This window comes from Actinomadura sp. RB99, from assembly GCF_014706005.1.
GTDB lineage: Bacteria > Actinomycetota > Actinomycetes > Streptosporangiales > Streptosporangiaceae > Spirillospora.
Genome location: NZ_JABMCA010000009.1, coordinates 142,880 through 155,143 on the forward strand (window position 1 = coordinate 142,880; position 12,264 = coordinate 155,143).

General features: G+C 74.8%; 10 protein-coding genes. 3 read left to right on the forward strand and 7 right to left on the reverse strand.

Translation table 11 applies throughout. From position 1 onward, the window contains the following. Positions 1-38 precede the first annotated feature (38 nt). Positions 39-977 carry an alpha/beta hydrolase gene (locus amrb99_RS11595; protein ID WP_190855787.1) on the reverse strand — a complete coding sequence of 313 codons (939 nt, stop codon included), beginning with the start codon at positions 975-977 and terminating at the stop codon, positions 39-41. Between the two features lie 572 nt (positions 978-1,549). Then, entirely contained in the window at positions 1,550-4,822 is a 3,273-nt protein-coding gene (locus amrb99_RS11600) for a BTAD domain-containing putative transcriptional regulator (protein WP_190855789.1), read from the reverse strand. Between the two features lie 171 nt (positions 4,823-4,993). Between amrb99_RS11600 and def the strand changes: the two genes are divergently transcribed. Beyond that, positions 4,994-5,527 carry a peptide deformylase gene (def, locus tag amrb99_RS11605; protein WP_190855792.1) on the forward strand — a complete coding sequence of 178 codons (534 nt, stop codon included), beginning with the start codon at positions 4,994-4,996 and terminating at the stop codon, positions 5,525-5,527. A 30-nt stretch (positions 5,528-5,557) separates the two neighbouring features. Here the strand turns inward: def and amrb99_RS11610 are convergent, their stop codons facing one another. The 4 genes from amrb99_RS11610 to amrb99_RS11625 form a co-directional block, all read right to left on the reverse strand. Beyond that, positions 5,558-7,165 (reverse strand): CocE/NonD family hydrolase, encoded by a 1,608-nt coding sequence (locus amrb99_RS11610; protein WP_190855794.1) that lies wholly within the window; start codon positions 7,163-7,165, stop codon positions 5,558-5,560. A 57-nt stretch (positions 7,166-7,222) separates the two neighbouring features. Then, positions 7,223-8,701 (reverse strand): hypothetical protein, encoded by a 1,479-nt coding sequence (locus amrb99_RS11615; RefSeq protein WP_190855796.1) that lies wholly within the window; start codon positions 8,699-8,701, stop codon positions 7,223-7,225. Between the two features lie 123 nt (positions 8,702-8,824). Then, positions 8,825-9,427, reverse strand: coding sequence for a DJ-1/PfpI family protein (locus amrb99_RS11620; RefSeq protein WP_190855799.1), 603 nt, complete (start codon positions 9,425-9,427; stop codon positions 8,825-8,827). Further along, positions 9,424-10,374, reverse strand: coding sequence for a DJ-1/PfpI family protein (locus tag amrb99_RS11625; protein WP_190855802.1), 951 nt, complete (start codon positions 10,372-10,374; stop codon positions 9,424-9,426). Before amrb99_RS11625 ends, amrb99_RS11620 begins: the two co-directional genes overlap by 4 nt. A gap of 235 nt (positions 10,375-10,609) precedes the next feature. Between amrb99_RS11625 and amrb99_RS11630 the strand changes: the two genes are divergently transcribed. Beyond that, positions 10,610-10,840, forward strand: a complete 231-nt coding sequence (locus amrb99_RS11630) for a hypothetical protein (RefSeq protein ID WP_190855804.1) — start codon at positions 10,610-10,612, stop codon at positions 10,838-10,840. On the opposite strand, the gene amrb99_RS50945 is transcribed toward amrb99_RS11630, so the two are convergent. Further along, positions 10,824-11,336, reverse strand: a complete 513-nt coding sequence (locus tag amrb99_RS50945) for an ATP-binding protein (RefSeq protein WP_190855807.1) — start codon at positions 11,334-11,336, stop codon at positions 10,824-10,826. The two genes, amrb99_RS11630 and amrb99_RS50945, sit on opposite strands and share 17 nt — an antisense overlap. A gap of 94 nt (positions 11,337-11,430) precedes the next feature. Here amrb99_RS50945 and amrb99_RS11640 point away from each other — a divergent pair, with 94 nt between their 5' ends. Then, positions 11,431-12,261, forward strand: coding sequence for an aminoglycoside phosphotransferase family protein (locus amrb99_RS11640; protein WP_190855810.1), 831 nt, complete (start codon positions 11,431-11,433; stop codon positions 12,259-12,261). The last annotated feature ends 3 nt before the right edge of the window (positions 12,262-12,264 follow it).

Here is a 12,264-nt window from a genome sequence, read left to right on the forward strand (position 1 = left end):
GGTCTCGCGCGGGGGCGCCGCCACCGTCCCGGGCGGGGTCAGCCGTTGGGGCAGGTGTCCAGGTACTTCGCGATGGCGCCGTCCGGCTTCGGCGCCGGGCACAGGAACTGGTCGTAGCGGGCGTCGTTGTCGACGAACCGCTTCATCCACGCGATGGAGTACTTCGCGATGGTGGTGTTCGGTGACACGAAGGTCATGTGGCCGGCGTTCTTCAGCAGCAGGTACGCCTTTTCCGGCGCCGTCTTGACGTTGTTGTAGTACGACTCCGCCATCGACGACGCGGGCGCGATGAAGTCGTTGTCCGCGCCCATGATGAGGGTCGGGGTCCTGATGTTCGGGAAGCTGTAATTGGTGTCCCACGGCGCGAGCGGGATGTCGGCCTTGAGGGACGGCCGCTTGTTGGCGGCCTCCAGCGTCCCGCCGCCGCCCATCGAGTGGCCCATGACGGCGGTGCGGGTCGCGTCGATGCGGTTCTTGACGCCGCTCTTGCCGGTCAGCCAGTCGAGGGCGGCGAGAAGCTGGTCGCCGCGCGAGGCGGGGACGTCGAGGAGGCTGTTGGTCTCCAGGGTCATGACGACGAAGCCCTGCGACGCCAGCCGGGGCCCGTACCAGGAGATCCACGCCTCCGGGGAGACGAAGCCGGGCGAGACGACGATGGCGCCGAACGTGCCCTGGCTCGTGTCGGTCGGCGCGTAGACGGTGCCCTTGTTGAAGCCGGTGCCGCTGCCCGCCGGGACGGGGATCGTCTCGATGGCGAACGGGCCCTTCTCCGCGGTGATGCTCGCCTCGGTCGGCGCGGGGCCGCGCTGGTACGGATTGTCGGCGGCGCGTCCGACGATGGCGGTGCGTTCGGTGGCCGTGGTGGTCGCGGGTCTCGCCGGGGCCGCGGCGCTCGCGGGCGGAGCCAGCGCCGCACCGGCGGCGAGGACGGACGCGACGGAGAGGAGCCGGACCGAACGGGCGAATGTCCTGTTCATCGGGGGGCGTGCCCTTCACTAGCCGGAGCCGCGGCGGGTGGGTCTCCGCGGTGCCAGAATTCTGGGCCGCCCTGCCGCCGGGCGCTGCTTAAGCGGCGACGCCTTGAAGCCGGGGCGCTTATAGCGAAGTTATAAACGGAGAGGGGCCACTCCCCCCAGAGTGACCCCTCTCCCCCCGTTCCGCGGGCCGGCCCATACGCGCACTGGGGACGGCCGCTCCCCCCGAAGCGGCTTCGGCGCGGGGCGCCCTGCGGATGAGAAGACGGTAGCGAGCCCCTTGGCCGCCGTTCGACGCTTCAACCCCTCCCGTCGACGAACGGCGCACCGTCTGCGACGAACGGCTCACACTCCGCAGTGGAGCGTCCTCTTCTCCCGCGCACGGACTCCGGCCGCGGACGATCGGTTCGGGCGCGGGCCGAGGTGTAAGCGAGTTGTAATCGGCCCGCCCTACCGTGGCCGCGTGGAGATCGACCGCGACGGGCCGCACGGGGGTGGGCCCGCTGCGGCGCGGGCCGATCGCGGTGTGGCCGGTGGCGGTGTGGCCCGTGGCGGCGCCGGCCGGTGGCGCGCGATCACCACAGCAGGTGCGCGGCCGTCCCGTCCTCGGTCGGGACGCCGAGCGCGTCGAAGATCTCCAGCGCCTCGCGGCGCGGATCCGCCCCGCCGCCGGCGTCCCCGCCCGTCACCTGATCGCCCGCCGCCTGATCGCCGGACACCTGAAGGAGGGCGCCCAGCAGGAAGAGGCATTTGGCCCGCCAGAGCGGCACCGACACCTCGGTGGCCAGCTTCAGGGCGCGTTCGAGCAGCCGCCTCGCCGCGGCGAGGTCACCGCGGTCCCAGTAGAGGTCGCCGAGCACGTACATGATGCGCGCGCGCATCAGCGGGTCGGCGCGCTCCTCGGCGAGCCGCAGCGCCAGCCGCAGCGACTGCTCGGCCTCCGCCGTATGGCCGAGCGCGAAGGCGGTGCAGCCGAGGCCGTGCGCGGCGTACATGCCGACGAGCCGGCTGCCCGCCGCGGTGCCCGCCTCGTGGATGTGCTCGAACAGCGGCCGGGCCTCGCCGGGACGGCCGAGCGCGAGCAGCGCCTGCCCGATCCAGTACACCGCCTGGAGCTCGACGCCGGTGTAGCGGGCTTGGCGCGCCAGGTCCCGCGCCATGGTGAGAACGCCGAGCGCGTCTTGGGCGACGCCGCGCTCGTACTGGGCGCAGCCGATCACCAGGACGGCGTGCGACTCGCCCGCGACGTCGCCGACGCGCCGGAACAGCTCGCGGGCCCGGCGGCCGTCGGCCTCGGCGTCGCCGAACCGGCCCGTCATCCGGTGCACGGTCGCGAGCTGGCGGAGCGAGAGGGCGGTGCCGTGCGGGTTCCCCGTCTCCTCGAACAGCCGCAGCGCCTCCCGGACGGACCGCAGCGCCCGGTCGTAGTCGCGGCGCGCGCACGCCAGGTCCGTCGTGCGCTCCAGCAGCGCCGCCTCGCCGCGCAGGTCGCCCGCCGCCCGGACGACGGGCAGCGCGTCCGCGATGACCTGCTGCCAGTCGTCGGTGTAGTGCGCGGGCTGGAACAGGATGGCCGACCGGACCGCGATCTCCCAGGCCAGCCCTTCCTCACCGAGCCGGGCGGCCTGCCGCACGGCGGTGGTGAGCCCGAACCGCTCGGCCTCGAACCAGTCGGGGGCGTGCGCCAGCGTGTTCCGCACGATCGCCTCGTCCAGCGGGTACCGGACGGCCGGGCCCGCCGCCAGGGCGTCGCCGCCGCCGGTGACCAGCTCGACGACCCGGTCGGTGAGCGCCAGCAGGCCGCCGAGGGCGCGGCGCAGCGCGGCGGTGCGCGTCTCCGGCCCGTCCTCGTCGTGGCACAGCTCGCGGGCGTGGTCGCGGACGAGGTCATGGAACCGGTAGCGGACGGCGCCGGGCACCGCGGACCGGCCCTGTTCGTCGAGGAGCTCGGCCTCGCGGAGCTGAGCATCGAGGAGCTGGGCGTCCAGCAGCTGCGCGTCGACGAGCGTCTCCAGCAGCTCGGCGACCTCGGCGGGCGGCCGGTCCAGCAGCGCGGCCGCGGTCCAGCAGGCGAAGTCGGGCGCGTCGAGCAGGCCGAGCAGCCGGTACAGCCGCCGCGCGTCCGCGCCCAGGCCCTGGTAGCTGAGGTGCAGGGTGGTGCGGACGCTGAGGCCGCGCTGCGTCAGCTCGTCCAGCCGGCCCTGCTCGCGCATCCGGCGGACGAACCCGGCGATGCTCCAGTGCGCCTTCGCGGCGAGGCGGGCGCCGGCGACGCGCAGCGCGAGCGGCAGGTGGCCGCACATCCGGGCGAGCTCGGCGGCGGACTCCGGCTCCGCCGCGATCCGGTCCGCGCCGACGATGCGCACGAGCAGGTCGACGGCCTGCGCGGGGGTCAGCACGTCCAGCTCGATGAGCCGGGCGCCGGGCAGCGCGGTGAGCCGGGTGCGGCTGGTGATGACGGCGCGGGACAGCCGGCCGCCGGGCAGCAGCGGCTCGACCTGCGTCTCGTCGGCGGCGTTGTCGAGCACGACGAGGATGCGCCGGTCGGCGAGGATGCTGCGGTACAGCGCGGCGCGCTCGCCCGGGTTCTCCGGGACGGCGGCGGCGTTGACGCCGAGCGCGCGCAGGAAACGGCCGAGCACCTCGGCGGGGTCGGCGGGATCGCGTTCGGCGCCGCGCAGGTCCACGAAGAGCTGGCCGTCGGGGAAGGCGTCGCGGGTGCGGTGCGCGATGTGCACGGCGAGGGCCGTCTTGCCGATCCCGCCCATCCCGGCGACGGCCGACACCGAGACGGGCTCGTCGCCGTCCCCGGCGGACAGCAGCGCGAGCATGCTGTCGATCTGGTCGCCGCGGCCGGTGAAGTCGGGCACGGCGGGCGGGAGCTGGCTCGGCCGCTCCGGGCGGAAGCGGTCGCCGCCGTCTTTCTCGCCGCCGTCCCTGTCGCCGCCGTCCCGGTTACCGCCGTCCCGGTCGGTGCCGGCGTCCTTGTCGTCGCCGTCCCTCGGTTCGGCGCGGCCCGGCGCGGCGGCGTTCGAGGCGGCGGAGGCCGGACCGGCGGCGGTCTCCTGGCGCAGCACGCGGACGTGGACACCGCGCAGCTCGGGCCCCGGGTCGACGCCGAGCTGGTCGAGCAGCCGGACCCGCGCCTCCTCGTACGCCTCCAGCGCCTCGGCCTGCCGCCCGCACGACGCGAGCACCTCGATCCAGACCGTGAGCAGCTGCTCGTCGAGCGGGTGGGCGCGCACCAGCGGGCTCAGGTGCGGCAGCGCGCGCTCGGGCGCGCCCGCCGCGAGGACCGTCCGGGCGTGCTCCATCGTCGCCTCGACCCGCTCGCGTTCCAGCCGGTCGACGGCGGCCTGGTCGACGGAGTCGGGCGACACGTCCTCCAGCGCGCGGCCCCGCCACAGCCCGAGCGCGCGCTCCAGCGCGCCCGCGCGCCGGTCGGGAGGCAGCATGCCCGCGTCGGCGACCGCGCGCCGGAACACCGCCGCGTCGATGTCGGCGTCCGGCAGCTCCAGCGCGTACCCGTTGGTGGTGCGGACGACCTCGACGCCCGGCCCCGCGGCCTCGGTGAGCCAGCGGCGCAGCCGGTAGACGGCGACGGCCAGCGTGGAGTCGGAGATGACGGTCTCGCGGGCACCCCACAGCAGCGACTTGAGCGTGTCGTCGCCGAGGCCGGACAGCCCGGCGAGCCCGGCGAGGGCGAGCGCGCCGAGCAGCGCGCGGGCGATCCCGGAGCTGGGCAGCGTGCGGCGGCCGGCCCGTTCCACGCCGACCCGGCCGAGCAGGACGATCCGGACGTGCTCCCGGTCCCGCTCGGACCCGCGCTCGGTGCGCTCGCCCGCCACTGCCGACGTCCTTTCCCGTGCTATGCGACCTCCACCATTTGATCAAAATCACACCGGGTCCGGTGCCGGTATTTCTGCACGGTCGCGCGAAAAGAAGTGGCGCCGCCGTCCCGCCGCGCGGGGCGCGGGGAGGATGGGACAGGATGGTCACCGAGCGCGAAGGGAGATCGGATGGCGGGACGGGTGCGGCCGATCACGCTGGTCGGGACGCCGGTCCTGCACCGGGCGTGCCGGCCGGTGCAGGAGTTCGACGCGGCGCTGGCGGAACTGGCCGACGACATGTTCGCCAGCATGTACGCGGCGGAGGGCGTGGGCCTCGCCGGCAACCAGATCGGCGTCGACCTGCGGATCTTCGTCTACGACTGCCCGGACGAGGACGGCGAGCGGCACAAGGGGACGGTCGTGAACCCGGTGCTGGAGCTGCCGGACCTCGCGGACCGTCGGCTCGACGACGACGAGGAGGGGTGCCTGTCGGTGCCGGGGCCGCACGCGCGCGTCGCCCGTCCCGACCGCGCCACCGTGCGCGGCTTCGACGTCAAGGGGAACCCTGTGACGGTCGAGGGGACGGGCCTGCTCGCGCGCTGCCTGCAGCACGAGACCGACCATCTCGAAGGCAAGGTCTACATCGACCGCCTGTCGGCCCGCGCGCGCAAGAAGGTCCTCAAGGAGTACGAGGCGCTGCGCGCCGCCGCCGAGGCGGAGTGAGCCGGGCGGAGCAGGCCGGGCCGGGCGGGGTCAGGGTGCCCAGACGGGCAGGTGGAGCGCCGACGGGTGGTCCGCGCCGCGCAGCACCTCGATCCGGACGCGGCGCGACGCGACGGCCCGCCCGGCGGGCTCGCCGCGTCCGTGGTTGCGGGCGAAGCGCGGGAACGCGCCGCCCGCGAGCATGACGCGCAGCCGGTGCCCGCGCCGGAACCGGTAGCCGGTCGGGTGCATCTCGATCTCCGCCCGGACGGTCTCGCCCGGCGCGGCGTCGATGCGGAGCATGCCGTCGGTGACGTTGCGGGAGGCGCCGTCCGGGCCGACGTCGCAGAGCCGGACGAACAGGTCGGCGTGCCCGGTGTCCGTCCGGACGTGGAACGCCGCCGACACCGGGCCGATCAGGTCGAGGCGGCGGTCGAGGCGGGCGCCGGTCAGCACGGCGACGTCGCCGCGCGCCTCGATCCGCCCGTTGTCGCGCTGCCCGCCCCGTCCGGGCGACAGCAGCGGCCCGCCGGTGGACGGCGTCGGGTCGAGCGGGTCGTAGGTGAACGCCGCCGGGTCGAGCGGGCCGGACGGCTCGTCCCAGGTCAGGCCGTGGGAGAGGTACAGCGGCGTCGGCGTGGTCTCCGGCGGGGGCCACTGCTGGAAGTCGAGCCAGCGGCCGGCCTTCTGCAGGTAGAGCCGGACGGGTGCGCGCCGCAGTTCCGCCGCGTCGCCGTGGAGGTGCGCGTTCAGCCAGGAGACCTGGTCGGCGAGGACGGCGCGCAGCGCCCTGGCGTCGTGTCCCCAGGGGCCGATGGTGATGCGGACCTGCCGTCCGGCGGCGTGCAGGGCGGCGAAGTCGCGGAGCTGGCCGCGCAGGAACAGGTCCCACCAGCCCGTCACCATGCTCGCGGGCGAGGTGGTCGCGGCGACGCCCGCGCTGTGGTCGGTCTCCCGCCAGAACGCGACGTTCTCGGCGTTGCCGGTGACCTCGCGTAGGAACGACTCGGCCCGCCCTATCGCGGCGATGTCGGACTCGCCGACCGGGAGGTGCCGCATGGCGTGCCTGACGCGCCGGTTGTGCAGCGGGCGCTTCCGAGCGTCGCGCGTCCCCATCAGCGACGACCACACCAGCGTGTTGTGCAGGGCGAGCGCGCCGCCCGGGTAGAACGAGCTGACGAACTCGGACGCGGTGATGCCGAGCCCCATCGCCTCCAGGGGCGGGTCGGCGTACGGTGCGATCGCCCATTGCGTGTAGCCGAGGTAGCTCGCGCCGGCGGTCGCGACGCGCCCGTCGCACCACGGCTGGGCCCGCACCCACGCCAGCGTCGCGAGGCCGTCGTCCCGCTCGTCGTGGAACGCGTGGAACTCGCCGCCCGACCCGTGTATCCCACGTACATTCTGTATGACGACCTGGAAGCCGCGCCGCGCGAGGACCCCGGCGAACAGCCGGACGAGCGCCTGCCGCTTGCCGTACGGGGTCCGGACGAGCACGGCGGGCAGCGGCCCCGCGCCGCGCGGACGGTACAGATCGGCGACCAGCACCACGCCGTCCGGCATGGGAACCCGCAGGTCGCGGGCGATGCCGACGTCCACCGCCACGGCATCGGCCCCGGGCGGCCCGAGGAGACGGTCGGCCAGCCGGCCCGCCAACGACATGCGCAACCTCCGAGGAAGGGGAACCCTCACCGTCCCATGCCCCCCGTGGGGGCGGGGTCAGAGGGCGGCGAGGCGTTCGTACTCTTCCAGGACGCGCGCGAACTCGCCGGTCGGCAGCTCGCAGGCGTGGCCGTCCAGCCAGAGGTGCTCCAGCCGGACCGTCCGGACGTCCAGCCGCAGGTGGCAGGCGTTCCCCGTGTGCTCCCAGCCGGGACGCGCCGCGCGGACGACGTCGAGGTGGTGCCGGTGGCACTGCACGTCGTGCAGGAGGAACGCCGTCAGGACGTGCGGCGCGCCGCTCACCGCGCGGGCGGTCCCGGCGGCGCGCGAGGCCGCCCCCTCCAGGTCCACGCCCGATTCGACCAGTTCGGGGAAGAACACCCGGACGTGCTGCGCGACGCCCTCCGCCTCCACCGGCGCGCACGGCAGCCGCACCACCGCGTCCGGGTCGACGTAGCCGTGCACGGGGACGCCCGCGACGAACGACGCCCACGCGCCCGGCACGGACGCGAGGAACCGGGCGCGGGTCAGCGCGTCCCGCAGGTCCGGGACCAGCCGGTCCGCGTCGATGCCGCGCGGCATGAAGGTCTTGGTGCCGCCGCGCAGCCGCCCGCCCGCCTCGTCCAGCACGGCGAGGTCGGCCCAGCACGCGCCCGAGCCGGTGCCGAGGACGCCGTGCGGGAGGCAGGCGTCGGGGTGCGGGGTGAGGCCGGCGACGTCCTCCAGCGTGGCGCGGGGCGTCCGGACCAGCGCCCAGCCGCGCGTCCGGCGGGACGTCCCGCCGAGCGCGAGCACCGCCGCCACGGGCTCGTCGCGGCCGGGCGCGGCGGCGCGGTGCGCCCGGTGCGAGTCCGCGTGCGCCTGCCGGAACACCGCGACGACCTGCCGGAACGTCTCGCCGTCCAGGCACAGGTAGGCGCCGCCCTCGCCCTCGATGGTGGCGAGGCCGTCCGCGACGCCGACCCGGAACACCCGTCCCGGCCAGGTCACGGCGGCGCCCGGACGGCCGAGCTCGGCGAGCATCCAGTCCAGCCCGAGGACGAACTCGGCGTCGCCGAGCAGCCCGGCGAGGGGCTCGTTGCCCGGCGCCGGGAGGCACGCGACCTCGCCTGGCCCGTCGACGCGGAACGCGACGGGCAGCTCCCGGTCCGGGACGAACCGCTCCGTGCCGGACTGGAGCACGCCTTCGAGCATCTGCCGGTGCCGCACCGCCCCGACCTGCTCCAGGTACTCCTCCAGGCAGCGCAGCAGGACGCCCGGGTCGAGGTCGCAGGACGACCAGCCGCCGACGTCGCGCAGGTGCACGACCGCGCCGTCGTAGTCGAGCCGGTGGAAGCGGTACAGCTCCTGCCAGGGGTGGGGCCCGCCGGGTCCGGCCGGCCCGGCGCTCAGCCGGCCCTTGGCGCGGAGGATCGCGGCGACGTCCTCGCCCAGGTCGTTGAGCAGGAAGTCGCGCAGCGGGGCGTGCGCGGGGTCGGTCTCGACCGCGACGCGCACGCCGTCACCACGGATCCGCACCGGAAGCGCCATCGCCATTCGCGTGATTATGCCGATAAGCGAAGATCATCACCGGTATGGCGGAATGTTCGGTCCCGATTCGGGACCGGCGCCGCGCCCGGAGCAGCCCTGGAGCAGCCTTGGAGCGGCCCCGGAGCAGCCCTAGAGCGGCTCGTCGGCCATGTACGGCGGGGCCGGCTCGTACTGGATGTAGCGGCGCACCGTGCGCGCGTGGTCGCGCCCATGGATGCGGCCGATCAGCCACAACGCCATGTCGATACCGGCCGACACGCCTTGGCTCGTGACCAGGTCGCCGTCCACGACGTAGCGCGCGTCCCGGACGACCGTCACGTCACCGCGCGCCTCCAGCTTGTCCTCGGACGCCCAGTGCGTCGCGACCCGGCGTCCCCTCGCGACACCCGCCTCGTGCAGGAGGAACGAGCCGGTGCACACGCTCGCCACCCAGTCGGCCCGCTCGGCGGTCTTCGCGATCCAGCCCGTCAGCGCCGCGTTGCCGATCTGCGTCACGCGGGCGCCCCTGCCGCCCGGCACCAGCAGGACGTCCAGCTCCGGATGGTCGTCGAACGTGCAGTCCGGCACGACCCTCATGCCCTTCGCGCAGCGCACCGGCCCGGGCCGCTCCGCGACCAGGACCGCCCTGTCGCCCTTGTCGCGCTGCGCGGCCGACGCCGTGAACACCTCCCACGGCCCCACGAAGTCCAGTTCCTCGGCGTCCTCGAACACCAGCAGCCCGTAGGTCGTCATGCGTACTCCTTCGTCCCTCGGAATCGGTCCCGGTAGTCGGACGGCGCCACGCCGACCCGCCGGTGGAACGCGCGCCGCAGCGTCTCACCCGTGCCGAACCCGAGCCGCCGCGCCAGCGTCTCCACCGGCTCGTCGCCCTCGGCCAGCGCCCGCCGCGCAGCCTCGATCCGCACCCGCTCCACGTACACCGATGGCGGCACCCCCATCTCGGCGGTGAACCGGCGCTGCAGGTGCCGCGGGCTCAGCCCCGAGCATTCGGCCAGGTCGGCGATGCTGTGCCGGGCGCCCGGATCGGTCTGCACGGCCGTCACCGCCACCCGGATCGGGTCGGACGCCGGCTGCGCCGACCACAGCGGCACGCTGAACTGCGACTGGCTGCCCGGCCGCCGCAGGAACATCACCAGCTCCCGGGCGACCGCGTGCGCGGCCTCCCGCCCGTGGTCGTCCTCGACGAGCGCGAGCGCGAGGTCCATGCCCGCGGTGACGCCCGCGGACGTCCAGATCCGCCCGTCCCGGACGAAGATCGGGTCGCAGTCGACGCGCAGCGCCGGGTACTCGGCCCTGAGCTGCGCCTCGCGGCCCCAGTGGCTCGTGACGCGCCGCCCGTCGAGCAGGCCGGCCTCGGCGAGCAGGATGACCCCGCTGCACACGGCCGCGACCCGCCGGGCGTCCCGCGCCGCGTCCGTCACCCAGCGGACCAGCGCCGGGTCCTCGCGGGCGCGGTCGACGCCGGCCCCGCCCGCCACCAGCACCGTGTCGAACCCCTCCGGCGGGAGATCGCCGATGCCGCGGGAGGCGACGACGGGCAGCCCGCTGCTGGACGTCACCGGTCCCGCCCGCGGCCCCACGACCAGGCACTCGTACCGCCCGGTCGCCTGCAGGACCTCGAACGGACCGGTGAGATCCAGCCCCTGGAACCCGTCATAGATCACGAACGCGACGCGCATGGCTCCAGGCTGCGGCCCGGCCGTCATGGCGTCAACGACACGTGCCCCACAGATCGCGTCATGCTCCCATCGGAAAAAAGGGATTGACACCGGTACCCGGCCTCAGACATGATCATCGGCATGGAGCTTTGATATCCGCACGGTCGAGCCGCCCGCATTCCCGCCGGGCCCGCTCCCGTCCTCCGCGCCGAAGGCGACATTCCGCGAACATTCTCACTGGTCGACGCGTACCCGCGTGACCAGCGTCTTCGCCATGCCTCCGGCCATTTCCCTCACCCTTTCACGGCTGCGATCCGACCTGCCCGGAGGTGGTTTCTTCATGCGCTCCAACAACCTTGAAAACATTCCGTTCCCCACGAAGAAGAAGCTCAAGAAGAACAAGACCGACTTCAGGTCGGCGACGTTCGCGAACAACCGCCGCGACACCGGCCGGATGCCCACCCGGCAGTTCAACCGGGGCCGCTGACGGCACCCCGGCCCCGGACCCACGCGTCCGGGGCCGGGAACTCCGCCCACACCACGGTCAGCGTCCCGTCGGCGCGGTATCCCCACCGCGCGGCGAGTCCCTGGACGATCCGCATACCCCGGCCCGTCTCCGCGCCGGGGTCGTCCTTCACATAGGGCCGCGTGCCCGCCGCCCCGTCGTCGGTGACCTCCAGCAGCACCGCCCCCGGCGCGGCCGCGACGGTCACCGTCACGAGCCCGCCCTCCAGGCCCGACGCCGTGTGCGTCACCGCGTTCGCGACGGTCTCGCTGGCGGCCATCACCACGTCGTCCCGTCCCGGCAGGTCCGCCAGGAGGCCCCGGACGAACGCCCGCGCGCACCCCACCGACCTGCCGACCCCGGGCAGCGTGACCGTGCCGAGCACCACGAGCCCTTTCCCGTCCACACCACCGCCTCCCCCGTACCGGCCATGGCCGGCGACGCGGCCGGCGGTTCCGAGCACGTCCTCGACGCCCACGCAGACGGCCCCCCTCGTTCCGGAAGCAGCCCGTCACCGCCCAGTACGTCTCCGCACCCGCCCCGCGTTCACTCCCGCCGGTACGCTCCCCGCCATGCCTCCCGCCCGCTTCACGCCGACCACCCGCTCCGTGCCGACCACCCACGTCGTCGAACTGGGCGCGGCGACCGTCACCAAGCGGTACCGGTCGTGGGACCTGGGGCAACCGGAACGCGAATGGCGGGCGCTGACCCTGCTCGCCGAGCACGCGCCCGCGCTCGCGCCCGAGCCCCTGCGCTACGCCCCGGCGGAGACACCGCCCAGCGTCACCATGTCCCGGCTCCCCGGCGAGCCCCTCTCGGCGCCGCTCTCGGACGCGCAGCTCACGGGGCTCGTCGAGGCGATGTCCGCCTGCCAGAACGCGATCCCCGCGGCGGACCTCGCCGCCCTGCCGCCGCGGCTCCTCCATCCCCTGGACGCGTTGACGAACCTCCGCGCCTGGTCACAGCGGGTGCCGCCGCCCCCGGACGCGGCGACCGCCGCCGCCCTCGACGGGGCCCGCGGCTGGCTCGGCCGCCCGCACCTCGACACCGTGTTCGCCGCCGAACCGCCGCCCGTCTTCGGCACCGGCGACGGCAACCTCGCCAACGTCCTGTGGGACGGGTCGCGCGCCCGGCTCGTCGACTTCGAGTTCTCCGGACGCGGCGACCGCGCCTACGAGCTCGCCGAGGTCGCCGAGCACGTCTCCGCGAAGCACGTCCTGGCGCCCGGTGACCTGCTCGACCGGTTCGAGCTGTCCCCGTCCGAGCGCGCGCGGCTGCCCGAGTGCCGGCGCCTGCTGGCGGTCTTCTGGCTTCTCGCCCTGCTGTCCGACGACCCGGACCGTCCGCGCAACCCGCCCGGCACCCTCGCCCACCAGGCCGAACACCTGCTGGCGCTGCTCTGAGCC

Coding starts and splice junctions, on each gene's coding strand:
- amrb99_RS11625 (WP_190855802.1), bottom strand. CDS start 10,374: ATGCGCGTCGCGTTCGTGATCTATGACGGGTTCCAGGGGCTGGATCTC.
- amrb99_RS11640 (WP_190855810.1), top strand. CDS start 11,431: ATGCCTCCCGCCCGCTTCACGCCGACCACCCGCTCCGTGCCGACCACC.
- amrb99_RS11620 (WP_190855799.1), bottom strand. CDS start 9,427: ATGACGACCTACGGGCTGCTGGTGTTCGAGGACGCCGAGGAACTGGAC.
- amrb99_RS11615 (WP_190855796.1), bottom strand. CDS start 8,701: ATGGCGATGGCGCTTCCGGTGCGGATCCGTGGTGACGGCGTGCGCGTC.
- def (WP_190855792.1), top strand. CDS start 4,994: ATGGCGGGACGGGTGCGGCCGATCACGCTGGTCGGGACGCCGGTCCTG.
- amrb99_RS11610 (WP_190855794.1), bottom strand. CDS start 7,165: ATGTCGTTGGCGGGCCGGCTGGCCGACCGTCTCCTCGGGCCGCCCGGG.
- amrb99_RS11595 (WP_190855787.1), bottom strand. CDS start 977: ATGAACAGGACATTCGCCCGTTCGGTCCGGCTCCTCTCCGTCGCGTCC.